This is a genomic window from Diaphorobacter ruginosibacter, assembly GCF_040396215.1.
Taxonomy (GTDB): domain Bacteria; phylum Pseudomonadota; class Gammaproteobacteria; order Burkholderiales; family Burkholderiaceae_C; genus Diaphorobacter_A; species Diaphorobacter_A ruginosibacter_A.
This window is the reverse complement of record NZ_JBEBOW010000044.1, coordinates 1-24,939: the sequence shown is the minus strand read 5'-3', so window position 1 is coordinate 24,939 and position 24,939 is coordinate 1. Positions and strand designations below refer to the sequence as shown.

Sequence of the window (24,939 nt, the reverse complement as noted above, 5' to 3'; positions counted from 1 at the left end):
CGGCATCGGCATCGGCATGTTGAATCCCATGCAGCGGCAGACCCGGGCCGTGCACCACCTGGTGCACCAGCCCGAGCGCAGGAGACAGCACCAGGGCCAGCACCAGCCAGCCCATGAGCAGTCTTTGTCGCAGTGACGAAAGCGTGGGATTCATGGAGAAAAAGCCAACAGGCGTCCAGCCGCCGCAACACGTGAACGCCAACTGGCTAGCATAGCCCGAAAATCAGGCGCCGGGCTTCAGGAACTCCGCAAAAGTCTTGCGGAACTTATCGACCTTGGGGCCGACCACAAAGGCGCAATAGCCCTGATGGGGATTGTTCAGGAAATAGTCCTGATGGTAATCCTCCGCGGGCCAGTAACTGCGCAGCGGCTCGACCTCGGTCACGATCGGCGCGCCGAACAGCTTGTCCTGCCCCATCTCGCGCAGCAGGTCGTGGATCACATGCTTTTGCGCATCGGTTTCATAGTAGATCGCGCTGCGGTACTGGGTGCCGACATCATTGCCCTGCCGGTTGAGCGTGGTCGGATCATGCGTGGCAAAGAAGATTTCCAGCAATTGCCGCAGGCTGATCACCTCGGGATCGAACTCGACCTTCAGCACCTCCGCATGGCCCGTATCGCCGCCGCAGACAGCCTTGTAGCTGGGATGGTCCACATGCCCATTGGCATATCCGCTTTCGACGGCGATCACGCCGCGCACGCGGTCGAACACGGCCTCCGTGCACCAGAAGCAGCCGCCTCCAAGAGTGATTGTTTCGTGCTTGCCCAAGTCCGCGCTCCTTTCCTGCCATGCTTCGTCGTATTCATTATCAAGGCGCCGCAATTGACTCGGTTCAATGGGGTTGTTATATTACTAACCGATCAGTCATTAATAAGCTTTCGCCAATCGCCCATGTCCTCCATTCCGCCACAGCCACCCGTCAAGCGCGGACGCCGCAAGCAAGCGCGTCCGGGCGAGTTGCTGGAGGCGGCGCTGGATCTGTTCGTGGAGAAAGGCTATGCGGCGACGCGCGTGGAAGAAGTCGCGGCGCGCGCCGGTGTCTCCAAGGGAACGCTGTTTCTCTATTTTCCGAGCAAGGAAGAGCTCTTCAAGGCCGTGGTGCGCGAGAACATTTCCGGGCGTTTCGGTGAATGGGAACAGACGCTCGCCAGCTTCACCGGCACCTGCAGCGAGATGATCGAATACGCCTTCAGCGCCTGGTGGGAGCGCATCGGCTCGACCAAGGCCAACGGGCTGGGCAAGCTGATGGTGTCCGAGGCCAATAACTTCCCCGAGATCGCGCAGTTCTACCGCACCGAGGTCGTATTGCCCGGGCAGGAGCTGATCCGGCGGATCTTCCGGCGCGGCATCGAGTCGGGTGAATTCCGTGACATCGACCTCGAGTACGCCATCTATCTGGTGCAGGCGCCGTTGATGCAGCTCGATCTGATGAATTCGTCCAGGGTGATCTGTGTCGTGAATCCAGACAATTTCGATCCCCATAAGTATCTGAAAATGCACGCGGATAACCTGCTGGCTGGCCTGCGCCCGCGAGCGGCCTAGAATCAGAGGTTTTGTCTGATACCAGAGTCCGCATCCGGAGTACCCCATGAACATGCCTTTGAACACGTCCGCCGACACCAACAACCTTGTGGAACAGGCTCGCTTCAACATGATTGAGCAGCAGATTCGCCCATGGCGTCTGCTCGACGAGGACGTGCTCGAATTGCTGACGCAGGTCCGCCGCGAGGAATTCGTTCCCGCGGCGTACCGCTCCATGGCGTTCATGGACATTGAAATCCCGCTCAACGCCTCGGTGGAAGAAGCCGAGCGCACCGGGCAGGTCATGCTGGCCCCTCGCGTGGAGGCGCGCCTGCTGCAGGACGCCGAGGTCAAGCCGACGGACCGCGTCCTGGAAATCGGCACGGGCTCCGGCTACATGGCCGCACTGCTCGGCCGCAGCGCCGCGCAGGTCATCTCGCTCGAAATCAATGCCGAGCTGGTCGACTTCGCCAAGGACAACCTGCTCGGCGCCGGTATCTCGAACGTGGAAGTCCGCCTGGGCGACGGCTCGCGCAACCTGTCCGCCGACGGCCCCTTCGACGTGGTCATCCTTAGCGGCTCGGTCGCGGAGATTCCGCAGGGCCTGCTGTCGCTGCTCACGGAAGGCGGCCGTTTCGTCGCCGTCGTGGGCCAGGAGCCGGTGATGCGCGCCACGGTCGTGACCCGCAGCGGCAACGGTTTCAAGACCACCCAGCCATGGGACGCCATCGTTCCACGCCTGCTGAATTTCGCTGAACCGTCGCCGTTCAAATTCTGAGAACACCCGATCCCTATTTCAGGAACCAGCATGATCACCCACATCAGCCCCAAGCAGCTTGCCGAATGGATTGCCGGTGCGACTGACGGCATACGCCCGCTGGTGCTGGACGTGCGTGAGAAATGGGAGCAGCAGACGGCAAGCATCGCGCCAGCCGACTTCGAGCTCGTCGCCATTCCGATGGGAGAGATCCCGCAGCGCCTTGCCGAGCTGGACCCGGCCCGGCCCATCGCCTGCCTGTGCCATCACGGCATGCGCAGCCTGCGAGTGGCGGGCTTTCTCGAAAGCCAGGGCTTCGAGAGCGTTGCCAACATCACCGGCGGCATCGACGCCTGGTCCGCGGAACTGGACCCGGCCGTTCCCCGCTATTGAGCAGCCAGCTCCCGCGAGCAGCCTCGCAGATTTTTCAACCGTCGGCGATCCGGCGACGGCGGCAGCGCTTTTTCCTCTCAGCCGTCCAACCGCAGCCGCGCCCCCTGGAAGGACATCATGAAGCCATCGCCGACAACACTTGCACGCAGCCTTTCCCTGGCTGCCCTTCTGGGCGCGGGTGTCTTCGGCAACGCCCAGGCGCAGAGTTTGCTCGAACTGCTCGAGCAGGCCCGCGGTTTCGATGCCCCCTGGCAGGCTGCCAGGGCGCAATACGATGCCACGGTCAGCCGCGGAGAACAGGCGCGCGCGGGGCTGCTGCCCAGCGTGGCCGCGCAGGCGGGCGTGAGCTACGCACGCACCGAATACCGGGTGAAGAATCCCACCCCGCTCGCACCGAGCTTCGATCTGCACGCGCCGACCCAGCAGGCCGCGCTGGTGGCGAGCCAGCCGCTGTACCGGCCGGCCAACCGCATTGCCTTCGAGCAGGGACAGCGCGGCATAGAGATCGCGCAGGCGCAGCTCGACGCGGCCGATCAGGATCTGCTCGTGCGTGTGAGCCAGGCCTATTTCGACGTGCTTGCGGCGCAGGATGCACTGGAGGTCGTGCTGGCTCAGAAAAAGGCGATTTCCGAACAGTATGCCGCCGCCAGGAGCAACTTCGAGCTTGGCAACGCCACCATCACCGACTCCCGCGAAGCGCAGGCCCGCCTCGATCTTGCCGATGCGCAGGAAATAGCGGCAGGCAACGAGCTTCAGGTCAGGAAGCTCGCGCTCGACCAGATCATCGGCCGCTCCGGCGTGTCACCCATGCCGCTCGCGCAGCCGGTGCGCCTGCCCGCGGTGGAGCCCATGGACATCAACCAATGGGCGGACACGGCGGAAAACACCCAGCCCGTGGTGCGCCAGGCGCGGATCGCGCTGGATATCGCACGGCTGGAAACCCGGAAGGCCGAGGCAGGCCACCTGCCGACCGTGGACCTGCAGGCGAGCTACGGCATGCAGCGCAATCCCAACGGGCTGGTGTCTCAGCCATTCGTGCACTCGCATGCCACCAGTGCGAGCGTGGGCGTCGCGCTCAACATGCCGCTGTTCGCGGGCTTCGCCATCCAGAACCGCGTGAAGGAAACCTTGTCGCTGGAAGAAAAGGCGCAGGCCGACCTGGACAACGCCCGCCGCACCGTGGCGCAGGCAGCGCGCACGGCCTATCTCGGCGTGCAGTCTGGAATGAGCCAGGTGAAGGCGCTCGAAGCCGCCGTCGCTTCCAGCCGGAGCGCGCTCGAAGCCAACCTGCTGGGCTATCAGGTCGGCGTGCGGGTGAACATCGACATCCTCAACGCGCAAAGCCAGCTCTATCAAACCCAGCGCCAACTGGCCAAAGCGCGGTATGACGTGCTGATGGGCGAGCTCAAGCTGCGTCAGGCGGCGGGCGTTCTGGGCGACGAGGACATCGCCAGAGTGGATGGCCTGCTGGCCACGGGGACGCCCGACCAGGCGAGCAAAAGCCGCTGAAGCGGCCCCGCCGCTCAGAGCTGGTGCACGACCAGGCGGAATTCCGGATCGTCGGGAAACGCCTTGACTTCAAAACCAAGCCGACGCATCAGCTTGAGCATGTTGGGGTTGTTGGCAAGAACCAGTCCCTGGATCTCGGAGAGCCCGCGATCCCGCGCGACCTCCATGATCGCCAGCATCAGGCGCGAGCCCAGGCCCCGCCCGGCGAAGTCATCGGCCACCAGCAACGCGAATTCGCAGCTGGTGTGGTCCGGATTGGTGACGTACCGGGACACGCCGACGATGCGCTCGATTTCGACGGCATGGCCCTTGGCATCCACCGAGTTTTCACGCTGCACGGCCACAAGCGCCATTTCGCGGTCATAGTCGATCAGCGTGAAGCGCGCGAGCATCGAGCCGGGCAGCTCGGCCAATTGCGACACGAAGCGGAAATAGCGGCTCTCGGAAGACAGCTCGCGCACCAGCTTCTGCAGCATCTGCGCATCGTCCGGGCGGATCGGGCGAACGTGGTATTCGCCGCCGCCGCGCATCGGCCATATCTGCTCGTAGCGGGCCGGGTACGGCATGATGGCCAGGTGCGCATAGCTCGAGTCGGCGCCGCCCGATCCTGAAACGATGGCCCCCGTCGCGCCGTGCGCGGCCTCGCCCACGACGATACGGGCATCCACCGCCACCACGCCGCTGGCATCGACGATCAGCGGGTTGATGTCCATCTCGCGCAGTTGCGGCAGCGCGCAGGCCATCTCGGAGATACGCAGCAGCACCTGCTCCAGGGCCTCGAAATCCACCGGAGCGGCCCCGCGCCATTCGCCCAGCGTCTCGGCCACGCGTGAGCGCTCGATCAGGCTGCGGGCGAGGAATTGGTTGAGCGGCGGCAGTTCCATCGAACCATCCTCCATCAACTCGACCATGGTGCCGCCCGCGCCGAACGTGATGGTCGGGCCGAAATACTCGTCGCTGACCATGCCGATGCAGATCTCGCGCCCGCGCCGGCTGCGCGCCATGTTCTGCACGGTCACGCCATGAATGCGCGCGTTGGGCATCAGCCCCGCTACGCGCTGCACCATGTCGGTGTAGGCGTCGCGCACCGCCGTTCCGGTATGTACGTTGAGCGCCACGCCGCCGACGTCGGACTTGTGGCTGATGTCCGGCGAGTCGATCTTGAGCGCCACCGGATAGCCAAGCTGCGTCGCGATCATCATCGCTTCATGCGCGCTGCGCGCCTGCAGCGTGCGGGTCACGGGAATGTGGAACGCTGCCAGCAGCGACTTGGACTCCATCTCGGTCAGCACCTGCCTGCGTTCGGCCAGCACGCTCTCGATCACCAGGCGCGCGCCCTCGATGTCCGGCTTGGCCAGCGCGCTCAGCGACGGCGGCGTCTGCTGCAGCAACTGCTGATTGCGATAGAAGGTGGAGATGTTGTTGAACGCGCCCACCGCCGCCTCGGGCGTGCGGAAGCTGGGAATCTGCGCCTTGCGCAGCGTCTGGCGCGCGGGAAGCACCAGCGTATCGCCAAGCCAGCTGGTGAGCAGCGGCTTGCTCATGCCGCGCTTGGCGTCAGAGAGCGCCTGCGCGACGGCGGTGGCATCACGGCCTGGCTTGGGAGAGAAGATGGCGAGCACGCCGTCGATCTGCTTGTCCTTGTTGGCCGCATCGAGCGCGAGGCGGTAGTGCTCCGGTCCGGCCTCCTCGGACAGGTCGATCAGCTCGGTCAGCGAGGCCAGCGGCGGCAATTGCGCGGCCAGCTCGGCGGCCTTGTCGGCGGACATGCGGCCAAGCGTCAGGCCGCGCTCGTTGATCCAGTCGGCCGCCAGCACGCCGGGGCCGCCGCCGTTGGTGATGACGGCCAGCCGCTGGCCGACCGCGCGGTAGCGCGACGCAAGGCATTTGGCCGCCGAGAACAGTTCCACGAAAGTGCGCACCCTGACCGCGCCAGCGCGGCGCAGCGCCGCGTCGAACACCTCGTCGCTGCCGACGATCGCGCCGCTGTGCGTGAGCGCGGCGGCGTTGCCCGCCGGTTTGCGGCCGGATTTGAGCACGATGACCGGCTTGGCGTTGGCCGCCGTGCGCAGCGCGCTCATGAAGCTGCGGGCGTTCTGGATCCCTTCCATGTAGACCACGATGCTCTGCGTGCGCGGGTCATGCGCCAGGAAATCGAGCACCGCCGCGATGCCCAGGTCGGTATGCGCGCCCAGCGACACCACGCTGGAGAAGCCCACTGCGTTGCTGCGTGCCCAGTCCAGGATCGAAGCCGCGAGCGCGCCCGACTGGCAGATCAGGCCGAGCGATCCTTCGCTGGCAAGCGGGCCGATCGCGCTGGCGTTGAACTGCAGCGACGGCCGCTGTATGCCCAGCGAATTCGGCCCCAGCAGAAACATGCCTTCGCGCTTGGCGATGCGCTTGAGCTCGGACGCCTGCTGCTGGCTCATGCCGGTGGACACCACGACAGCCGCGCGGCAGTTCATGCGTCCTGCCACCTCCATGGCGGCTGCGACCTCGTCGGGCGGCAGCGCAATCACCGCCAGATCGGCACGCGCCTGAGCCAGATCGGCCAGCGTGCCGCTGGTGTGGATATCCATGAACGTGAGGCTGCCGGTGAATTTCTGCTCCCCGAGCGCTTCCTGCACATGGCGTGCGAGCGGGGAAAGCGATTGCGGCTTGTCATTGGGGCCCGCCAGAACCACGACCGAGGCGGGAGCGAACAAAGGCGTGAGATAGTGCTTGTCCAACATGGAGAGATCACCAATTGCTGCCAGAGCCATCCGCCAGGGAAAAGTCAAGAATGATTCCGGCGATTCAGGAATGAGCTTGATTGTCCGTTACTTGGATAGTGGACATGATGCAAAACGCAATATGACTTGATGTTAGTCATGATGCAAGGCTATCAACGCGGTTACCCACGCCTGACTCCCATCGGACCATGCGTCCGCGGGCATGCTCACTACGCCCGCCCCCGCGGCAATACTGGCGGCGATACCGGCTGCGACACCTGCGGCAACAGCCGCGCCACGGCCAGCGCGGTCGAATGCGCCGCGCCGCGATGCGCCGTCGTGAACGCATGGCAGCGCGACGTCAGATCCGCCAGCCGTTCCGGCTCGTTGACCAGGCGCACGGCTTCCTGCACGCCTTCTTGCATGTCCGCGACGCGCAGCGCGACGCCCGCATCGGCGGCAAGCTCCGCCGCTTCGGCGAAATTGAAGGTGTGCGGCCCCATGACGACGGGGCAGTCGCACGACAGCGCCTCTATCAGGTTCTGGCCGCCCAGCGGCTCGAAGCTGCCGCCCAGCATGGCTGCGTGCGACAGGCCGTAGTACTGAGCCATCTCGCCCATGGTGTCGCCCAGCCAGACGTCCGCAGGCTGCGGGCCGCCGTCCAGCCACTGGCTGCGGCGCGAGACGCCCAGGCCGGCCTGGGCGCACAGCGCGATCACCTCGTCAAAGCGCTGCGGATGGCGTGGCACCAGCAGCCACTGCACCCGCTGGCCACGGGCGCTCATGGCGTCACGCTGGCGCAGCCACGCATCCAGCCATGCGGCTTCCTCGCCTTCGCGGCTGCTGGCGAACAGCACCACGGGGCGATCGGCCCGCGCGCGCCATGCCCGGCCACGCGCGAGCAGCGGAGCATCCGGTACGCTGTCGAACTTGAGGTTGCCGAACGCGCCGCGCACCGGCGCGCCCGCATCGGCCAGACGTCGGGCGTCGGCATCGGTCTGCGCCCAGGCGGCCGAAAGGCCCTGGTAAGCGGGCCGCGCGAGCCATGACCAGCGCTTGGCGCCGCGCCAGGATTTCTCGTTCATGCGCGCGTTGGCAAGCGCCAGTGGAATGTCCCGCGCCTTGCAGCCGGCGACCAGGTTGGGCCAGATTTCGGTCTCCATCAGCACACCCGCGTCAGGCATGAAGTGGTCCAGGAACCTGCCCACGGCCTGCGGCGAATCCCAGGGCTGCCAGACCTGCGCATCGCCCTCGCCCAGCAGCTTCCGGCCCTCTTCGCGGCCGGTGGCCGTGCCGTTGGTGAGCACCAGCCGCATCCCTGGAATCAGCTGGCGCAACTCCTTGAGCAAGATCGCGGCGGCGCGTGTTTCCCCCAGCGAAACCGCGTGGATCCAGATGAGCGGCGATGCTCCGTCCCCGGGCCGGGGCGTCGATTCATAGAACCCGAACCGCTCGGGCACGGCCTGCGCGTAGCCGGGCTCGGAGCGGGCGCGCCGCCTCAGCTTGCGCCGCAGGAGCGGCGTGGCGAGCTGGATGGCCAGTGAATAAAGGCCTAGCACCTGTCGATCCGCCCGGATTCCGCGTTGCCGCCCGGTGGTTTCAATACCGACGTGAACACCATGCCTGCCCGGATCAATGCGCCGCGCCGCCGACCTGCGCGCCCGGCTTGACGCGTTCGAGCAGCCCAAGCATGGCGGCCTCGATGCGGTGCATCGCCTCCTGCGAGTGCCCCTCGAAGCGCAGGACCAGCACGGGCGTCGTGTTGCTGGCGCGGATCAAGCCAAAACCGTCGGGCCAGTCCACGCGCAGCCCGTCGATGGTGCTGATCCGCGCGGGCTCGGAAAATGTCTCCTGCGCCAGCGCCTGCAATTGCGCCGTCAGGCGATGCGGCTCGCCCTCCTCGCAGGCCACGTTCAACTCGGGCGTGGAATGGCTTGCCGGCAGGGCATTGAGCACGGAGCTGGGGTCGCCGCTGCGGCTGAGGATTTCCAGCAGGCGGCAACCCGCGTAGGTGCCGTCGTCAAAGCCGAACCAGCGTTCCTTGAAGAAGATGTGGCCGCTCATCTCGCCGCCCAGAGGCGCATCGAGCTCCTTCATGCGTGCCTTGATCAGCGAGTGGCCGGTCTTGTACATCACCGGCCTGCCGCCCGCGGCCTCGATGGCCGGAGCCAGGCGCTGCGTGCACTTCACGTCGAACAGAATGGGCGCGCCCGGCACGCGCGAGAGCACGTCCTGGGCGAACAGCATCATCTGGCGGTCCGGGAAGATGTTCTGGCCGTCCTTCGTCACGATGCCCAGGCGGTCGCCATCGCCGTCGAAGGCCAGCCCCAGTTCGGCGTCGCTGCCGCCCAGCGCGGCGATCACGTCCTTCAAATTGTCGGGCTTGCTCGGATCCGGGTGATGGTTCGGGAAATTGCCGTCCACCTCGGAGAACAGTTCGATCACCTCGCAACCCAGCGCGCGGAAGATGCCTGGCGCCGAAGCACCGGCGACGCCGTTGCCCGAATCGACCACGATCTTCATCGGCCGGGCCAGCTTCACGTCGCCAACGATGCGGCGGGTGTAGTCTTCAAGCACATCCGCGCGGCGGATGCCGCCGCCGGGCGCGGCCGTCCATGCCTGTTCATCCATCGCGCGGCGCAGGTCCTGGATTTCATCGCCATGGATCGCCTTGCCCGCCAGCACCATCTTGAAGCCGTTGTAATCCTTGGGGTTGTGGCTGCCCGTCACCTGGATGCCGCTCTGGCACAACGTGGCCGCGGCGAAGTAAAGCATGGGCGTGGTGACCATGCCGACGTCGATCACCTCGATGCCCACCTCGACCAGCCCCGCCATCAACGCCTGCGAGAGCGCCGGCCCCGAGAGCCGGCCATCGCGGCCCACCGCCACCACGCCCTGCCCCTTGGCCCTGGCGGCCATGCCGAAGGCCCTGCCCAGATTGCGGGCCACGTCTTCGTTCAACGTGCTCGGCACGATGCCGCGAATGTCATAGGCTTTGAAGATGGCTGGCGAAAATGGCACGAGGCAACCTGTAGAAAGTTGGAAAACGGCTGTGATTGTAGGCGCGCCGGCAGGCCCGTCCGGGCTGGCGGCTTTCGCACGCAGCGGCTGGAAAGATCATGTCCGGAAATTGCCGGTCTTTTCGCCGCCCCTGTCTATCATGTGAGCATGACCCAGACAGCACACGACGAGGCCGACGACGCCCGCTACCTCGCGCTGAAATCCAGGGACGCCCGTTTCGACGGCCTGTTCTTCACCGGCGTGACCAGCACCGGAATCTACTGCAGGCCGGTGTGCGCCGTGCGCACTCCCAAACGGGAAAACTGCCGTTTCTTCGACCTGGCGGCGCAGGCCGAGAACGCCGGATTCCGTCCCTGCCTGCGCTGCAGGCCGGAGCTCGCGCCGCAGGCGCTCAACTGGTCCAGCCAGGACGCAAGCGGCATCCTGCTGCGGCAGGCGCTGCGTTTTCTGGATGCGCCCGAGAACTGGGCGGAGGCGGAAAGCGGCGCGCTCATCGAGCGGCTCGCGCAGCGCCTGGGCATCACCGACAGGCATCTGCGCCGGATACTGGTTGCGGGCCTGGGAATTTCACCCCTGCAGTACCTGCAGACCCGCCGCCTGCTGGCCGCCAAGCAATTGCTGGCCGATACGGCGCTGCCGGTCACGCAGATCGCGCTGGCGAGCGGCTTCAAGAGCGTGCGCGGCTTCAACTCGGCGTTCAAGCGCCATTACCTGCTCAATCCATCACAGTTGCGCGGAAAGAGCGCGGATCAAGGATCCGCGCCGCCGGGGCGATCACGCGTGATCCGCCTGGGCTGGCGGCCTCCCTACAACATCCAGGCCATGCTGGGTTTCCTGAAAACACGTGAAATCACCGGTGTCGAACAGGTGGAGCCAGCCCCCTCGGCCGGCCTGCCCGGCCTGCGCCGGACGCTGCGCATGCAGGATGGCCGGCATGACGCCAGCGGCTGGATGGACGTGCGCTTCAACATGCAGACTTCGCAACTGGAACTCACGGTGAGCGATGGCCTGCTCGGCGTACTGCCGGCGCTGATCGCTCGCGTGCGCGCCATGTTCGACCTGGATGCGGACATGGCGGTGATCGATGCCGCACTGCGGCCCTGCTTCGACGATGCGGACGGCATGCGCGTGCCGGGCGCGGCCGATGGCTTCGAGTTGGCGGTGCGCGCGGTGCTCGGCCAGCAGATCACCGTGGCCGCCGCACGCACGCTCGCGCATCGGCTGGCGCAGCGCTTTGGCGAGCCCGCAGCCACCCCGTGGCCCGGCTTGGCACGGCTGTTTCCCACGCCGCTCGCCCTGGCTCGGGCCGATGGTGACGACCTGGGCGCCATCGGCATCGTGCGCCAGCGCCAGAAAGCCATCCAGGCCCTGGCACGAATGCTGATCGAGGGGAACCTCCAACTCGCCCCGGGCGATGATCCGCAAGCCACCATGGCGGCGCTGCGGTCGCTTCCCGGCATTGGTGACTGGACCGCGCAATACATCGCCATGCGCGCATTGCGCTGGCCCGATGCGTTTCCCGCAGGCGACATCGCATTGCAATCGGCGCTGGGCATCGCGCGCGGCAGCGCCGCCGCCAGGCAGGCGCTCGAGGCCTCGCAAGCCTGGAGTCCCTGGCGCAGTTACGCCGTCATGCGGACCTGGGCCGGTCTCGCGCGCCGCTGACCAGCCGCTCATGCTTTTTGGGAGATTCAATATGACACGCTTTACCGCCCCCATCGTCCATATGCGCTTTGATACGCCGCTTGGCCCCATGCTGGCGGCTGCGTCCGGCAGTGGACTGACAGGACTGTGGTTTGAAAACCAGCGGCACTTTCCCGTCCAACTGGCGTCCGGCGCCTGGGCCATCGACGATGGACATCCCGTCTTGCGGGCAGCGCGCCGCCAGGTATTGGATTTCCTGGACGGGAAACGCACCGGATTCGAGCTGCCGCTGGACCTGTCGGGCGGCACGCCGTTCCAGCAATCCGTATGGCGCGAACTGCTGACGATTCCCTGCGGCGCCACCACCACATACGCCGCGCTGTCCCGCTCCATCGGCAAGCCGCAGGCGGCCAGGGCAGTGGGCGCGGCCGTGGGGCGCAATCCCGTCAGCATCGTTGTGCCGTGTCATCGGGTTCTCGGCGGCGACGGCTCCCTGACAGGGTATGCTGGCGGGCTCGAGCGCAAGGTCGCCTTGCTGCGGCTCGAGCGCCAAAACACCAAAGAACACACGACAATATGACCACCTGCGCGCCCGCGGGAGCCCATGCCCAGCGATCCTGGGTGCCCGAATTCCTGCTGCTTTCCGCCATCTGGGGCGCATCGTTTCTGTTCATGCGCATGGGAGCCGAGGAATTCGGCCCGTTTCCCACCGCTGGCGTGCGCGTCGCACTGGCCGCGCTGATACTGTTTCCGGCGATGGTCCACAGGGGCGAGTGGCCGGCCCTGAAGAAGCACTGGAAGCGCGTATTGCTCGCGGGCGTCATCAATTCCGCGATTCCATTCGCGCTGTTCGCCTGGGCCGTGATGCACATCACCACCGGCCTGACCTCCATCCTGAATGCGACGGTCCCTCTTTTCGGCGCGCTGGTGGCCTGGATCTGGCTTGGCGAACGCATACAGCGCCTGCGCTGGATCGGGCTTGCGGTGGGGTTTGTCGGTGTCGCGCTGCTCGCCTGGCGAGCGCCGGGCGGCGCGGGCGCCAGACACGGCGATGCCGCATATGCGATCGCAGCCTGCCTGTGCGCCTCGATGTGCTATGCCATCGCGGCCAATTACGCCAAGCGCTATATGCTGGACGTTCCCCCGCTTGCCTCCGCCACGGGAAGCCTGATCGGCGCTTCGCTGTGCCTGTGCATTCCCACCATCCTGAACTGGCCCGACCGGATGCCCAGCGCACGCGCCTGGGGCGCGGTGGCGGCCATCGCGGTTCTCTGCACCGGCATTGCCTATATCCTGTATTTCCGCCTGATCGCCCACGCCGGGCCGAGCCAGGCGGTTGCGGTGACATTTCTCGCACCGGCCTTCGCGGTGCTGTACGGGAGCCTCTTTCTACGCGAGGCCGTCACGCCGTGGATGCTGGGCTGCGCGGTAATCATCGTGTGCGGCACCATGCTGTCGACCGGCCTGCTCAGGCCGCGCCGATGATGCGCTGCCGGTGTTTTCCCTGATGTCGCAAATACCGGCACTCGATCATTTGCAGCATTTATATTTACCCATGCGCATATTTCATATTGTGTAATAGCATTGAATAACTTAAATTAGTTATCAAATAGTCTTTAACCAACCATCGCCTTGCAGCGGTCTGGTGCCTGGCCTATGACCAACGAATTCTTCGTCACGGGGTTGATTCTGGTGTCATTGATCGTCGGCGCGGCGCTTGTGCCTGCATCCACGCTGCTCAGGCCCGACCGCCAGGAGCAGATGTGGATTGGTTTGATCAGCGGTTTCGCCGCTGTCATCGTGACTGTGCTGCATTACCGCGGCCATGCGGGCGGCCCTTCCCTCGTTCATTCAGGCATCCTGGTTTCGGCCAGCTTTCTGTTCGGCCCGCTCACAGGCGCGGTGTCCGCCGTCTTTCCGCTGTTCGCACAGGTACTGCACGTGGGCGGCGACAGCCTGCTCGAAGGCGTCGCCCCCACCGCTGTCCTATGGTGCATCGGCAGCCTCATGTGGCTTGCGCGGCGCAGCGGCCGCATCAGCTTCTGGGTGTTGCTGGCAGGCCTGGTGGTGCTGGTCCCGCTCGCGGCCTATCCCTGGAACATTCTGGAGCCGGTCAGAAACGGGGCGCTCGCCAATCCGCTGGAGAGAATCCCATGGCGTTACGTCATTGGCGTATCGGTGCTCTGCGCGAGCGCCGGGCTGCTTTTCAGCCGCGCACGCGCGCTGCAGATGCTGAGTCTGCGCGAAAGGGAACTGGTGGAGGCGCTCAAGGCGTCCGGCGGCGGCCGCTGGGAATGGGATGCGCGCCTTCAGCAGTTCTCTTTCCAGGGCTCGTTCTATGCGGACTTTGGATTGACCGACGGCTTTGAAGGCGACAAGCCCTCCTCGCTCAGCCTGCGGCGCAGCCGCAAGAGGCTTGCCATCCTGCGCTCCTGCATCGATCCTCAGGACCTGCTGCGGCTGCAGCCGCAGCTCAGTCAGGTGATCGAGGGCGCCGCGGTGCGCCTGCACATCCAGTTCCGCATGCGCGACGTGCGCGGCCAATGGCGCTGGCTGGTAGCCCGGGGCAGCGCCGTGGAACAGGCCCCGCACGGGCGCACGCTGCGCATGTCGGGCATGTTGCTGGACATCACCGAGCATCACCTGATGGAGGAAGCCGCCCGGCTTTCCGAGGTGAAGTACACGAGCTTCTATCAGACGCTGCCCGACCCGGCGGGCATCGTCTGCCTCGACAATGGGCGGTACATGGATGTCAATCCTGCCTTCAGCCGCCTGCTGGAGATGCCGGCATCGGACATCGTCGGCAAGATCCCCGGCGAGTTCGGGCTGGCCGTGGATCCTGCCGATCGCAGCCGCTACATGCAGGCGCTCGACGAGGATGAATATCTGAACGGCATGCCGATGGTGGTCTCGCACCGCGGCCGCCAGATTCCGGGCCTGCTTTCGGCGCGCAGGACGCAGATCGCCGGTGAAATGTGCATGGTTTTCGTCTTTCACGACATGACGCAGACCAGGGCGATACAGGACAGCCTGCGCGCCTCCAACCAGTTGCTGCAGCAGGCAAGCCGCCTTGCCCGCCTGGGGTATTGGGAAGGCGTACCCGACAAAGGCCTCACCTACTGGTCCGACGTTACCTGCGAGATTCATGGCGTCCCCGTGGGGACCCCCGCCCCCGGCAATTACATCGAACGTTTCGTGGCCCCCGAATGGCAGCCGCGCGTCAAGGCGCTGTGCAGGATCGGCAGCCACAGCGACATATTCTGGGACATGGAGTTCGAGATCATCCGCACGGATGGCCGCCGCGTGTGGGTGCGCGCGCGCAACGAAGCCCTTTTCGAGGACGAAAAGCTGGTCAACGTGCGCGGCGTCGTTCAGGACATCGACAAGCTGCGCCGGACTTCGGAGCGGATGCAGGCCTACGAGGCCCGGCTCGAGCACATCTTTCAGATGCTGCCGCTGCCCCTTTCGTTCATAGACCAGGAAACCGGCGGATTCGTGGACGTCAATCCCGCTTGGGAGCAAATGCTGGGCTATTCCAGGGATGAGTGCCTAGGACATTCGCTGGTCGACCTGAACATCTACGCCGCGCAGACACGCGAGCAACTCGTGCGCGAAGCGCGCATGGCCGGGCAACTGGTGGGCCACGAGAACGAACTGCGCACCCGCGCCGGCAAGGTGCTCACCGTGCTGCAATCGATGAGCCCCATTGAAATCGAGGGGCGCGCCTGCTGGCTGCTTTCGGTGCTCGACATCACGGAGCGCAAGCGCCAGGAGCGCATGGTGCGCGAGCGCGAGGAACTGCTCTCGCTGACCATCTCCGCCGCCGCCATCGGTCTTTGGGACTGGAACCTGCAGACAGGGAAAGTACGCGGCGACGCCCGCTGGCATGCGATGCAGGGGCGCGCCGCTCCCCGCGAAGGCGTGGAGCGGGACCTGCCATGGCAGGAACACATGAGTGAGGAGCAGATCCAGCTCACAGAGAAAGCGTTGAAGCTGCACCTGATGAACACCGCCGCCCCCTTCGACTGCATCTGGCACATCACGCGCCCCAAGGCGCCAACGCGCTGGTTGCGCAACGTGGGCAAGGTGGTGTCGTTCGATGCGGACGGCAAGCCGCTGCGCATGCTCGGCGTGGCGATAGACGTGACACTCCAGCACGAGCAGCAGGAGCTTCTGCACCGCATGGCGCACTACGACGCGCTGACCGGCCTGCCCAACCGGGTGATGCTGGTCCGGGTTTTGCGCGAGGCGATCGAGAATGCGGGCCGGAAGATCCATGCCCATCTTGCGCTGGCCTATCTTGACCTGGACTCGCTCAAGGCCATCAACGACCAGCTCGGCCACAGCATTGGCGATCAGTTGCTGGTACTGGTCGCCGCCCGCCTTCAACGGGCGCTGCGGCCGACCGACTGCGTGGCGCGCCTGTCCGGTGACGAGTTCGCCGTGCTGCTGAACGACCTGACCGGCCGCGAGAGCTGCGAGCGCCGCCTGCGTGCCCTGATGGAGGCCGTGGGCGTACCGTATGACCTCAATGGAGAACGCGTCGAAGTCACGGCGAGTGTCGGCTATACGCTTTTTCCCGAGGACTCCGCCGACACCGACACGCTTTTGCGCCACGCGGACCAGGCGATGTATGTCGCCAAGCAGGCCGGCGGCAATCGCCTGCGCGCCTTCGACTCGGTACAGGAGACGGCCCGCCAGAACCTGATCGAGCTGCGCTCCCAGTTCGACACCGCAATGAACAACGGCGAACTCTCGCTCTATCTGCAGCCCAAGGTCAACATGCGGACCGGCACGGTCGTCGGCGCCGAAGCGCTGGTGCGCTGGGTCCATCCACGCAGGGGCGTGCTGCTGCCCGGCGCCTTCCTGCACGCGATCGACGGCACCGACATGCTCTCGAGGTTCTCCGAATGGGTGATGGAGTCCGCGCTCGCGCAGATTGTCGCGCTGCGCCACCATGGCCTGAACATACAGCTCAGCATCAATATCGACGCGGAACAACTGCGCCATCACGGCTTTGCCGACTGGGTGCTGGCCAACCTGGAGAAATATCCGACCGTGAGGCCGAGCCAGCTCGATCTGGAAATCACGGAAAACGCCGCGCTGTATGACATGAACTATGTAGCGCGCGAACTCACGCAGTTGCGGGACATCGGCGTGTCGGTGTCGCTGGACGACTTCGGCACGGGATATTCCTCGCTGGCCTATCTGCGCCGCCTGCCCATCGATCAGCTCAAGCTCGACCAGAGCTATGTGCTTGGAATGATGCAGGACCCCACTGATCAGGCCATCGTGCAGGGCGTGATCGGGCTGGCCCAATCGTTTGGCTACCGCATCGTCGCCGAAGGCGTGGAGACAACGGAGCAAGGGCTGCTCCTGATGCGCATGGGCTGCCTGGTCGCTCAGGGGCACGGCGTCTCGGCACCCATGCCCGCGGAGCATTTCGCCGTATGGGTGGCTCAATGGCGAGCCCCTCGATCCTGGATGGATTCGGCGCGGAATTTGCCAGATACCGCACCCTTGGTGTAAAAAAGACTGCTACCGCCGCTCCAACCGCGATAGCAGCCATAAAGCTGTACTCAGCCCAGCAGCTCCCTGATCTGCTGCAGGGCTGCTGGATCTTCCATCGTCGTCACATCACCGGGATCGCGCTTCTCGGCGATCGCCTGCAACGTGCGGCGCAGCAGCTTGCCGCTGCGCGTCTTGGGAAGCGCATTCACGAAATAAACGCGCGCCGGACGCGCCACGGCTCCAAGCTGGCTGTCGACGTGTTTCATGATCTCGCCCTCATACTTGAGGCGGCCCGCGTCGTCAGTGATGCTCGACGCATCGCGGACCACGGCAAAAGCCAGCGCCACCTGGCCCTTGAGGTTGTCCGCCACGCCGACCACCGCCACTTCGGCGATGTTGGCATTGCCGGAGATGCATTCCTCGATCTCGCGGGTTCCGAGCCGGTGGCCCGCGACATTGATCACGTCATCCGTGCGGCCCAGAATGAAGTAGTAGCCGTCCTTGTCGCGTATGCCCCAGTCGAAGGTGCTGTAGATCAGGTTGTTCGGAATGCTCTTCCAATAAGTATTCACAAACCGCTCGTCGTTGCGCCAGACGGTCTGCAGGCAGCCCGGGGGCAGCGGGCCTTCGATGGCGAGAACTCCCTTCTGGTTGGGCTGCGTGAGTTCCTGCCCGTTGCTCTCGTCGATCAGCTTGACGTTGTAGCCGTACACAGCCTTGCCGGGGCTGCCGAAGCGCGAGGTCTGCTTTTCCACGCCGTTGCACAGCGTGAGAATCGGCCAGCCGGTTTCGGTCTGCCAGTAGTTGTCGATGATGGGCACCTGCAGCGCATCGCTGATCCACTGCGCCGTGGGTTCGTCGAGCGGCTCGCCGGCCAGCCAGAGGCCGCGCAGGCTGGAAATGTCGTAGCGCTTGAGGTACTCGGGGTCCTGCTTCTTGAGCACGCGCACCGCCGTGGGCGCGGAGAACATGTGCGTGACCTTGTATTTCTCGACGATGCTCCACCAGATACCGGCATCGGGACGGATCGGCAGGCCCTCGTACATCACGGTCGCCATGCCGGCGAGCAGCGGTCCATAGATGATGTAGCTATGCCCGACCACCCAGCCGATGTCGCTGGTGCAGAAATAGGTATCTCCGGCCTTGGCATCGAAAATGTGCTGCATGCTGGACGCCAGCGCCACGGCGTATCCGCCCGTGTCTCGCTGCACGCCCTTGGGCTTTCCCGTGGTCCCGCTGGTATAGAGCGTGTAGCTCGGGTGCGTGGATTCGAGCCAGACGCATGGCACCTTGGTGTCTATGTGCAGACTGCGCAGCGCCGCCCAATCGTGGTCCCGGCCCGCGCGCATGGCTGCCGGAGCAAGCCCCCGGTCGATGACCAACACGGCCTGCGGCTTGTGGGCGGACAGTTCGATGGCTTCATCGAGCAACGGCTTGTATGCGACGACCTTGCCGCCGCGCGAGCCCGCGTCGGCCGACACGATGACGGTGGGCTCGGAATCCTCGATGCGCGAGGCGAGCGAGGACGACGCAAAGCCGCCGAATACGACCGAATGGATGGCGCCGATGCGCGTGCAAGCCAGCATGGCGAACGCGGCTTCGGCAATCATGGGCATGTAGATCAGCACGCGATCGCCCTGCTTGACACCCAGTTCGAGCAGGCAGGCCGCCATGCGCTGCACTTCAGCATGCAGTTCGACGTAGCTGTAGGCGCGCTCGGTATTGGTTTCCGTCGAGATCGCGATCAGCGCATTCTGCTGCGCGCGATCCGCAAGGTGGCGGTCCACGGCGTTGTGGCAGATATTCGTCGCGCCGCCCACGAACCAGCGCGCGAATGGCGGATTGCCATAGTCACAGATCTGCTGCGGCCTGGCCTGCCACTCGATGCTTCCGGCCTGCTCGGACCAGAAGGCATCACGATCCTCGATGGAGCGACGATAAAAATCGGAAAAACTCACCATGCGAATAGTCTCCTTTATATGACCAACAGTTTTGTTCGTAGAAGTGAATACGCCACCGTTGGACAAATTATGGGTAAGTGAGTTTTCGCCAAACTGACGCCTCCATGAGGCGCTTCGCGTCAGATGCCGGGCCCTTGACTATTAATGTATGAAGGGATTGTGAAGGCATCCCTGGCGCTTATCGAGATGGGGGTTACCGGCAATTAACAGTGGTTGATAAAAATCAACCTGATACCGCCCGCTGCCGCAGCGAACGCCCAGGCCATTTCATCAATGCGAATGGAGCGTGCAATGGCTCTTACTTGACCAGCGCGAGCATGTCCTTGAAATCCGGGTGCTCGCATGTGCGCAGCCATTCAAACACCACCATCTCGGTCGTCACCAGTTCCGCGCCAGCGCCGGCAAGACGGTCGAACGCGGCATCGCGGTTGCGCTCCGTGCGCGAACTGCAGGCGTCCGTCACCACCCAGACGTCGAACTCATCATCGAGCAGGTCAAGCGCGGTCTGCAGCAGGCAGACATGCGCCTCGCAGCCGGCAATCACGATGCTGTTGCGTTCGGGCGCCTGCTGCTGCGGCTTCTGCAGATGCTTGGGAAGGCTGCGGGCATTGCCGCCCTGCGGCTTTGCGGGTGGACGCAGCCATTCGCCCAGGCCCTCCTCCATGGCGCTGAAGTGCATTTTCGAAAGTGTCTTGCGGCACAGTTCGCGCAACTGCGCATCGTTTGCGCCGAGCCGTGACGGATTCTGCTCCGTGCCCCAGACCGGCGCGTCGATCATCTGCGCCACCCTGGCCAGGCGGCGCGCGTTTTCCACGACCATCGAGCCTTCGAAGATCGCCGGCATCAGGCGTTCCTGGTAATCCACCAGAACCAATTGGGATTCAGTCTCATCGATCAGCATGGAGATTGTTCTTTCTTGCAAACAGCAGGCGATTCAAAGCCGGAATTGTCGCAGGATCAAGAGCCCGGCCTGCCAATGGCACTGTGGGCGCTGCGGCGACGGACGGGCGCCGGCTTCGAATGCGCACGGCAAAATTGATCCACATTATTGTTTGACGGCTAACATCGGCGCGAACATGGGGCCGTATCCACTCAGCCGGCGTGCAGCCGTGCTGCGTTTGCCGCACAGAAGATCACACCCCCATGGCCTATCCCATCCTGCTCACCATTCATCTGTTCGCCGCCATTTTCTTCATTGGCGTCGTGTTCTTCGAGGTCTTGATGCTCGAGCCCATCCGATCCAAGGTGTCCCGCGAAGGAATGCGGCAGATCGAGGGGGCCATCGGCGAACGCGCCAGGAAAATCATGCCCTGGGTGCTGGCCACGCTGTTCGGCGCGGGCATCGGGATGGTCTGGCTGGCTTATCTCCCGGTGCTTGCGAACCCGTCGGGCAGCAAATTCGGCATCATGCTTTGGATCAAGATCGTCCTGGCGTTCAGCGTGCTTTGCCACTTCCTGGTTGCCGTCACGCTGATGCGCAAAGGGAAGCTTCGCTCAAGGGGCTCGCGGATCATCCATATCAGCGTGTTTTGCCACATGCTGGCCATCGTGATTCTCGCCAAGTGGATGTTTCACGCCGGATAAACCCCAAGGGAGAGTCTGCAAGACTCCCCGCCGCCGCCTGAATGCGGTCTCGGGCGGGATCCACGTTCATCCCACGGGCGAGGGTTTTGCAGGCCCTCCAAAGATACGGATATTCGTGATTTGCGCGGGGTATTCTTCACACAAATCGATACATGAATCCTTGATCAGCCCACATCTTCCGCTCGTAAAGAGGAATTCTTTCTCGTCAATTCGAGATGCTGACTCTCAGTAACGCATTGCAGCATCCGTGTAGAGATTAGGGCGCCAGGTAACGATATGTCAAATAAATGGCACTTTCAGCGGCGTTCAAGGGCGTTTTACAATTTTATGGGTAGCTATAGAAGCAAGTCGTGATACTCTTGCCGCCCATGTCCCGTTGGTTTTGCTTACTGTTACTTGCGTGTGCGAATGCTTCCTTCGCAGCACCGACGAACTCCACCGCTGATGACATGGAGCGAATTCTGGCCGAGCGTGGCCTGATTTCTCAGCTTCAGGATGTCCGCCACGACATGGCGGACAGAACGACCGAACTTGTCTCCACCGCCATGGGTTTCATCGGCGTGCCTTATCGTCGCGGCGGAAGCAGCGCGGAAACGGGTTTCGATTGCAGCGGTTTTGTCCGCAAGATATACGAACAGGCAAAGGGCATGATGCTGCCCCGTGTCGCCAAGGAACAGGCGGCCGCCACGGAAGTCATCGACAAGAAGGATCTGCGCCCTGGCGATCTGGTGTTCTTCAACACCATGCGCCGCGCTTTCAGCCACGTCGGAATCTATCTGGGTGACGGCAAATTCATCCACGCACCGCGCTCCGGCGCATCGGTGCGGGTCGAGGATATGAGTGCTTCCTACTGGCAGCGCCGTTTCAATGGCGCCCGCCGCGTGGCCGATGAGTAGACGCATGCGGTAGCCTCCCAGATACAGGCACAGCAGGCTGGCCTTCGCAGCCAGCGCCATCAAGCCCGTGTGACAGAAAACACGGGCTTTTGTTTTTCAGGGCTGTGCAGATGAAATGGCCCGCTCGCTCCTCTTTCATCCCCGTGGATGAGCGGTATTTCCCGGCCTCAATTGCAAACATGTTTCAACTCCAGTGCCGCATCTTCGAGTACGGCGCACACACGAGACATTTCACCAGCATTGGCTGACAAGCAAACGCACTTTCCCTGGGCTAAAGTGGCCCCCCATTCTCTGGCACGGCGGCAGCGATGAATGGCGATCGCCACCAGCCATGGATGTATTTGCATTTCAAACTCTCGAAAGTTGTGGACGTCATGATGAGCATTCTGGGTACTTTGTTTGTGGGTCTGGTCGTTGGCTTGATCGCACGCGCAATCAAGCCGGGCGATGACAAGCTCGGCTGGATCATGACCTGCCTGCTGGGTGTGGCGGGCTCCTTTCTCGCCACCTACGTCGGCATAGCCATGCATTGGTATCAGCAGGGAGAGGCAGCCGGCTGGATTGCGTCCGTCATCGGCGCGATCGTGCTGCTGGCCTTGTATGGGCTGATCCGCCGCAAGGCCTGATCCGCCCACGGGTGCGCCTTCAGCGCGCCTTCTCCCCGACGGGTGCGCCGGCGCGTCAGCCGTTATCCTTCGGGGTGTGACCGCCTCCTCTCCCTCCTCCGCCACTTCCAGAGCATCCCGCTTCCACCCTCGCATCACGCTCATGACGCTGGGGCGCGGCGAGGGGCTGCTCGGCATGCGCGCGCAGGGAAAGATGGGGCCGCGCGGCGATGCGGTCTCATTCGCGCTGATCGACTGGATGTATCCGGGCCATGGCACGACGCCGTGGAGCACCCCCGCGCCGACCTCGGTGCTCCAGCCACGGCCCGCGCGCCAGCATGTGTCCGAAGATGGCGCCACCATCATCGAACGCGATATCCCGGCCGAGCTGGATGCCATGGATCGCGTCTGGTCGCTCGGACTGATTCCCGTGGACGCGGGACGGCTTCAATGGCGCCATCCGGACGCGGCCCTCGAACCGGGGCCGCTCTGGACCTTGCCCCAGGAAACGATGTTCGGCGATTTCTGGTCCGACGTGCTCCCGCGGTTGCGCGCCGAAGGCTGGGAGATCCAGGTCCGCCCCGGTTTTGCCCATGAGAGCGTGGCCGTGCAGCGCTGGAGCCTGCTGCTCAGCCACGTCGACGGCGAGGTGCTGGCCAGGCGCGTTGCGGGGGATTTTTCCGCGAAGCAGGAGCCTGTCCAGGCGCTGGGGCTGGCGCGGCGCGAAGGCGCATGGCTGATCAGCCTGGGCATGGAGATCGACGGCGAGACACTGGATCTGGTGCCGCTGCTCGCCCACCTGATGGCACGCGACGCGCGATGGCTCGACGCCCAATACATCGACAGCCTCGACGACGGCGCATCGGTCCGCCTGCGTGCGCCGGGCGGGCGGCCTATCGACGCGCCAGCGGGGCCGCTCAAGGCCATTTTGCGCACCATGGTCGATCTGATCACCGATCCCGCGCGCAAGCAGCGCGGCGATGGAGAACCGCTCATCGTCCCCGATTGGGATGTGCGGCGGATCGAGGCGCTGCGCACGGCCCTGCTCCAGACCAGCCGGGTAGCGCCGGACAATCAGTGGCAGCTTCAGGGCGACTCCGGGCTCAGGCTGCTGTGCGCCAGGCTGGACCGTCAGGGCACGCCGCGGCGTATTTCCCCGCCGCCAGGGCTTGGCATCACGCTGCGCGGCTATCAGCTCGAAGGCCTGTCCTGGCTTCAATATCTGCGCGCCAACCATCTGGGCGGCATTCTCGCTGATGAAATGGGGCTAGGAAAGACCGCGCAGGCGCTGGCGCACATTCTTGTCGAAAAGCAGGCCGGACGGCTCACGCATCCGGCCCTGGTGGTGATGCCAACCTCCCTGGTGTTCAACTGGATCGCTGAAGCACGCAGCGTTGCCCCCGGCCTTCGCCTGCTGGAGTTGAGCGGGCCGGACCGGCGCGAGAAACTGCTCGCTTCCGCCGAGCACGACCTTGTGCTCACCACGTATCCGCTGGTCTGGCGGGACGTCGATGCGCTGGCCGCCAGAGCCTGGCACCTGTTGATCCTGGACGAGGCCCAGATGGTCAAGAACGCCGGCAGCCGCACCGCCAGGGCGCTGCGCCGCATCCGCGCGCCGCATTTGCTGTGCCTGACCGGAACGCCCATGGAAAACCACCTGGGCGAGCTGTGGGCGCAGTTCGACTTCCTGATGCCCGGATTCCTCGGCGACCCGCACACGTTCGCCCGCCGCTGGCGCAAGCCCATAGAGGAAAACGGCGAGACCCTGCGGGCCGAACTGCTGGCCCGGCGCGTCGCGCCCTTCATCCTGCGGCGGCGCAAGAGCGACGTCGCCAAGGAGCTTCCGCCACGCTCCGACATGATCGTGCGCGTGCAACTGCAAGGACGCCAGCGCGAACTCTACGAGGCCGTGCGCACGGCTTGCGACAAGGAAGTACGCCGCGTGCTGCGCCAGCAGGACTGGGGCAACGCCGCGCAGATCGCCATCCTGGATGCGCTGCTCAAGCTGCGGCAGGTGTGTTGCGATCCACGTTTGATCAAGGGAACGAGTGTTCACCCGGACACCGAGCGTGCAAAGCTCGAACACCTCGAACGCATGCTCCCCGAACTGGTGGAGGACGGCCGCCGCGTCCTGGTGTTCTCGCAGTTCACATCCATGCTGCGGCTGGTATCCGCCATGCTGGATGCGCGCGGGCTGCCGCATTTGATGCTGACCGGCCGGACTCCACCCGGTGAACGCGAACGCATCGTTGCCTGCTTTCAGAAGGCTGGCAATGATGCGCCGCCGATACTGCTCGCAAGCCTCAAGGCAGGCGGCACCGGCCTGAACCTCACCGCGGCCGACACGGTGATCCATCTCGACCCGTGGTGGAATCCCGCCGTGCAGGAGCAGGCCACGGCACGGGCGCACCGCATCGGCCAGACGCAACCCGTGTTCGTCTACCGTCTGGTGGTGCAAGGCAGTATCGAAGAACGCATGCTGGAATTGCAGGACCGCAAACAACTGCTCGCGCAGGAAGTGCTGGGCAGCGACGCGTCCGGGGCAATCAAGTTCAGCTCCGAGGAACTGGCGGGACTGCTCGCCCCCTTGAGCGAACCCGCCAACAACCCGCTGGAAATCTTCAGCGCTGACACCAGGCGCTGGGGCGGCACCGGGCGGCGCGGCCGGCTCTGATGCGGCATGCGTGCTTCCTGCATCTTTTTTGTTGCCAGGCCGCCTCAAGACAAAAAGCACACCTCGGGGGGCAGCGAACCACGCGCAGCGGGGAAGCGTGGAGGCCTTTTTTGTCGCCGGGCCGCCCCAAGACAAAAAGCGCCCCCTCGGG

Annotated in this window: 18 protein-coding genes; 12 read left to right on the top strand and 6 right to left on the bottom strand. The window is 64.6% G+C overall.

Going from position 1 to position 24,939, the window contains the following annotated elements; all coding sequences use genetic code 11:
• Nucleotides 1–223: 223 nt before the first annotated feature.
• Nucleotides 224–769 carry a peptide-methionine (S)-S-oxide reductase MsrA gene (gene msrA, locus ABWP92_RS07710; RefSeq protein WP_353234789.1) on the bottom strand — a complete coding sequence of 182 codons (546 nt, stop codon included), beginning with the start codon at nucleotides 767–769 and terminating at the stop codon, nucleotides 224–226.
• A 123-nt stretch (nucleotides 770–892) separates the two neighbouring features.
• On the opposite strand from msrA, the gene ABWP92_RS07705 reads away from it, so the two are divergent.
• The 4 genes from ABWP92_RS07705 (at nucleotide 893) to ABWP92_RS07690 (ending at nucleotide 4,181) form a co-directional block, all read left to right on the top strand.
• Nucleotides 893–1,543: a TetR/AcrR family transcriptional regulator gene (locus tag ABWP92_RS07705; RefSeq protein ID WP_353234788.1), complete on the top strand. Its 651-nt coding sequence runs from the start codon at nucleotides 893–895 to the stop codon at nucleotides 1,541–1,543.
• Between the two features lie 46 nt (nucleotides 1,544–1,589).
• A complete protein-coding gene (locus ABWP92_RS07700; protein WP_353234787.1) occupies nucleotides 1,590–2,300 on the top strand; it encodes a protein-L-isoaspartate O-methyltransferase family protein in 711 nt (236 codons plus the stop codon).
• A 30-nt stretch (nucleotides 2,301–2,330) separates the two neighbouring features.
• Nucleotides 2,331–2,672, top strand: a complete 342-nt coding sequence (locus tag ABWP92_RS07695) for a rhodanese-like domain-containing protein (protein WP_353234786.1) — start codon at nucleotides 2,331–2,333, stop codon at nucleotides 2,670–2,672.
• 117 nt (nucleotides 2,673–2,789) lie between these two features.
• On the top strand, nucleotides 2,790–4,181 hold the full coding sequence (locus ABWP92_RS07690; RefSeq protein ID WP_353234785.1) for a TolC family outer membrane protein: 1,392 nt from the start codon (nucleotides 2,790–2,792) through the stop codon (nucleotides 4,179–4,181).
• Nucleotides 4,182–4,195: 14 nt separating this feature from the next.
• Here ABWP92_RS07690 and ABWP92_RS07685 read toward each other — a convergent pair whose 3' ends face one another.
• The 3 genes from ABWP92_RS07685 to ABWP92_RS07675 form a co-directional block, all read right to left on the bottom strand.
• Nucleotides 4,196–6,913, bottom strand: coding sequence for a bifunctional acetate--CoA ligase family protein/GNAT family N-acetyltransferase (locus tag ABWP92_RS07685; protein WP_353234784.1), 2,718 nt, complete (start codon nucleotides 6,911–6,913; stop codon nucleotides 4,196–4,198).
• Nucleotides 6,914–7,122: 209 nt separating this feature from the next.
• A complete protein-coding gene (locus ABWP92_RS07680) occupies nucleotides 7,123–8,451 on the bottom strand; it encodes a 3-deoxy-D-manno-octulosonic acid transferase (RefSeq protein ID WP_353234783.1) in 1,329 nt (442 codons plus the stop codon).
• A gap of 73 nt (nucleotides 8,452–8,524) precedes the next feature.
• Nucleotides 8,525–9,913: a phosphomannomutase/phosphoglucomutase gene (locus ABWP92_RS07675; RefSeq protein ID WP_353234782.1), complete on the bottom strand. Its 1,389-nt coding sequence runs from the start codon at nucleotides 9,911–9,913 to the stop codon at nucleotides 8,525–8,527.
• Nucleotides 9,914–10,060: 147 nt separating this feature from the next.
• Between ABWP92_RS07675 and ABWP92_RS07670 the strand changes: the two genes are divergently transcribed.
• The 4 genes from ABWP92_RS07670 to ABWP92_RS07655 all read left to right on the top strand — a co-directional run bounded on the left by ABWP92_RS07670 (nucleotide 10,061) and on the right by ABWP92_RS07655 (nucleotide 17,086).
• Nucleotides 10,061–11,578: a DNA-3-methyladenine glycosylase 2 family protein gene (locus tag ABWP92_RS07670; RefSeq protein ID WP_353234781.1), complete on the top strand. Its 1,518-nt coding sequence runs from the start codon at nucleotides 10,061–10,063 to the stop codon at nucleotides 11,576–11,578.
• Between the two features lie 31 nt (nucleotides 11,579–11,609).
• Entirely contained in the window at nucleotides 11,610–12,137 is a 528-nt protein-coding gene (locus ABWP92_RS07665) for a methylated-DNA--[protein]-cysteine S-methyltransferase (protein ID WP_353234780.1), read from the top strand.
• Complete coding sequence (locus ABWP92_RS07660) at nucleotides 12,134–13,042, top strand: DMT family transporter (protein WP_353234779.1); 909 nt, start codon at nucleotides 12,134–12,136, stop codon at nucleotides 13,040–13,042. The genes ABWP92_RS07665 and ABWP92_RS07660 overlap by 4 nt, the downstream gene beginning before the upstream one ends.
• Before the next feature lie 171 nt (nucleotides 13,043–13,213).
• Entirely contained in the window at nucleotides 13,214–17,086 is a 3,873-nt protein-coding gene (locus tag ABWP92_RS07655) for a sensor domain-containing protein (RefSeq protein ID WP_353234778.1), read from the top strand.
• A gap of 50 nt (nucleotides 17,087–17,136) precedes the next feature.
• Here ABWP92_RS07655 and ABWP92_RS07650 read toward each other — a convergent pair whose 3' ends face one another.
• The gene (locus tag ABWP92_RS07650; RefSeq protein WP_353234777.1) at nucleotides 17,137–19,029 is read right to left on the bottom strand and encodes a propionate--CoA ligase; all 1,893 of its coding nucleotides are present in this window, start codon (nucleotides 19,027–19,029) and stop codon (nucleotides 17,137–17,139) included.
• A gap of 298 nt (nucleotides 19,030–19,327) precedes the next feature.
• On the bottom strand, nucleotides 19,328–19,930 hold the full coding sequence (locus tag ABWP92_RS07645) for an isochorismatase family protein (protein ID WP_353234776.1): 603 nt from the start codon (nucleotides 19,928–19,930) through the stop codon (nucleotides 19,328–19,330).
• A gap of 242 nt (nucleotides 19,931–20,172) precedes the next feature.
• Here ABWP92_RS07645 and ABWP92_RS07640 point away from each other — a divergent pair, with 242 nt between their 5' ends.
• From ABWP92_RS07640 to ABWP92_RS07625, 4 genes are all read left to right on the top strand, one after another.
• A complete protein-coding gene (locus ABWP92_RS07640; RefSeq protein WP_353234775.1) occupies nucleotides 20,173–20,613 on the top strand; it encodes a CopD family copper resistance protein in 441 nt (146 codons plus the stop codon).
• Between the two features lie 368 nt (nucleotides 20,614–20,981).
• Nucleotides 20,982–21,509, top strand: a complete 528-nt coding sequence (locus tag ABWP92_RS07635) for a C40 family peptidase (protein WP_353234791.1) — start codon at nucleotides 20,982–20,984, stop codon at nucleotides 21,507–21,509.
• A gap of 374 nt (nucleotides 21,510–21,883) precedes the next feature.
• The gene (locus ABWP92_RS07630; protein WP_353234790.1) at nucleotides 21,884–22,135 is read left to right on the top strand and encodes a GlsB/YeaQ/YmgE family stress response membrane protein; all 252 of its coding nucleotides are present in this window, start codon (nucleotides 21,884–21,886) and stop codon (nucleotides 22,133–22,135) included.
• Between the two features lie 142 nt (nucleotides 22,136–22,277).
• Nucleotides 22,278–24,788, top strand: a complete 2,511-nt coding sequence (locus tag ABWP92_RS07625; protein WP_353234774.1) for a DEAD/DEAH box helicase — start codon at nucleotides 22,278–22,280, stop codon at nucleotides 24,786–24,788.
• The last annotated feature ends 151 nt before the right edge of the window (nucleotides 24,789–24,939 follow it).

Bases quoted from the DNA above. Each gene is read 5' to 3' on its own strand.
- ABWP92_RS07650 (WP_353234777.1), bottom strand. From the start codon at position 19,029: ATGGTGAGTTTTTCCGATTTTTATCGTCGCTCCATCGAGGATCGTGAT.
- ABWP92_RS07700 (WP_353234787.1), top strand. From the start codon at position 1,590: ATGAACATGCCTTTGAACACGTCCGCCGACACCAACAACCTTGTGGAA.
- ABWP92_RS07670 (WP_353234781.1), top strand. From the start codon at position 10,061: ATGACCCAGACAGCACACGACGAGGCCGACGACGCCCGCTACCTCGCG.
- ABWP92_RS07690 (WP_353234785.1), top strand. From the start codon at position 2,790: ATGAAGCCATCGCCGACAACACTTGCACGCAGCCTTTCCCTGGCTGCC.
- ABWP92_RS07640 (WP_353234775.1), top strand. From the start codon at position 20,173: ATGGCCTATCCCATCCTGCTCACCATTCATCTGTTCGCCGCCATTTTC.
- ABWP92_RS07645 (WP_353234776.1), bottom strand. From the start codon at position 19,930: ATGCTGATCGATGAGACTGAATCCCAATTGGTTCTGGTGGATTACCAG.
- ABWP92_RS07625 (WP_353234774.1), top strand. From the start codon at position 22,278: ATGACGCTGGGGCGCGGCGAGGGGCTGCTCGGCATGCGCGCGCAGGGA.
- ABWP92_RS07630 (WP_353234790.1), top strand. From the start codon at position 21,884: ATGATGAGCATTCTGGGTACTTTGTTTGTGGGTCTGGTCGTTGGCTTG.
- ABWP92_RS07660 (WP_353234779.1), top strand. From the start codon at position 12,134: ATGACCACCTGCGCGCCCGCGGGAGCCCATGCCCAGCGATCCTGGGTG.
- ABWP92_RS07705 (WP_353234788.1), top strand. From the start codon at position 893: ATGTCCTCCATTCCGCCACAGCCACCCGTCAAGCGCGGACGCCGCAAG.
- ABWP92_RS07685 (WP_353234784.1), bottom strand. From the start codon at position 6,913: ATGTTGGACAAGCACTATCTCACGCCTTTGTTCGCTCCCGCCTCGGTC.
- ABWP92_RS07695 (WP_353234786.1), top strand. From the start codon at position 2,331: ATGATCACCCACATCAGCCCCAAGCAGCTTGCCGAATGGATTGCCGGT.
- ABWP92_RS07635 (WP_353234791.1), top strand. From the start codon at position 20,982: ATGTCCCGTTGGTTTTGCTTACTGTTACTTGCGTGTGCGAATGCTTCC.
- ABWP92_RS07665 (WP_353234780.1), top strand. From the start codon at position 11,610: ATGACACGCTTTACCGCCCCCATCGTCCATATGCGCTTTGATACGCCG.
- ABWP92_RS07655 (WP_353234778.1), top strand. From the start codon at position 13,214: ATGACCAACGAATTCTTCGTCACGGGGTTGATTCTGGTGTCATTGATC.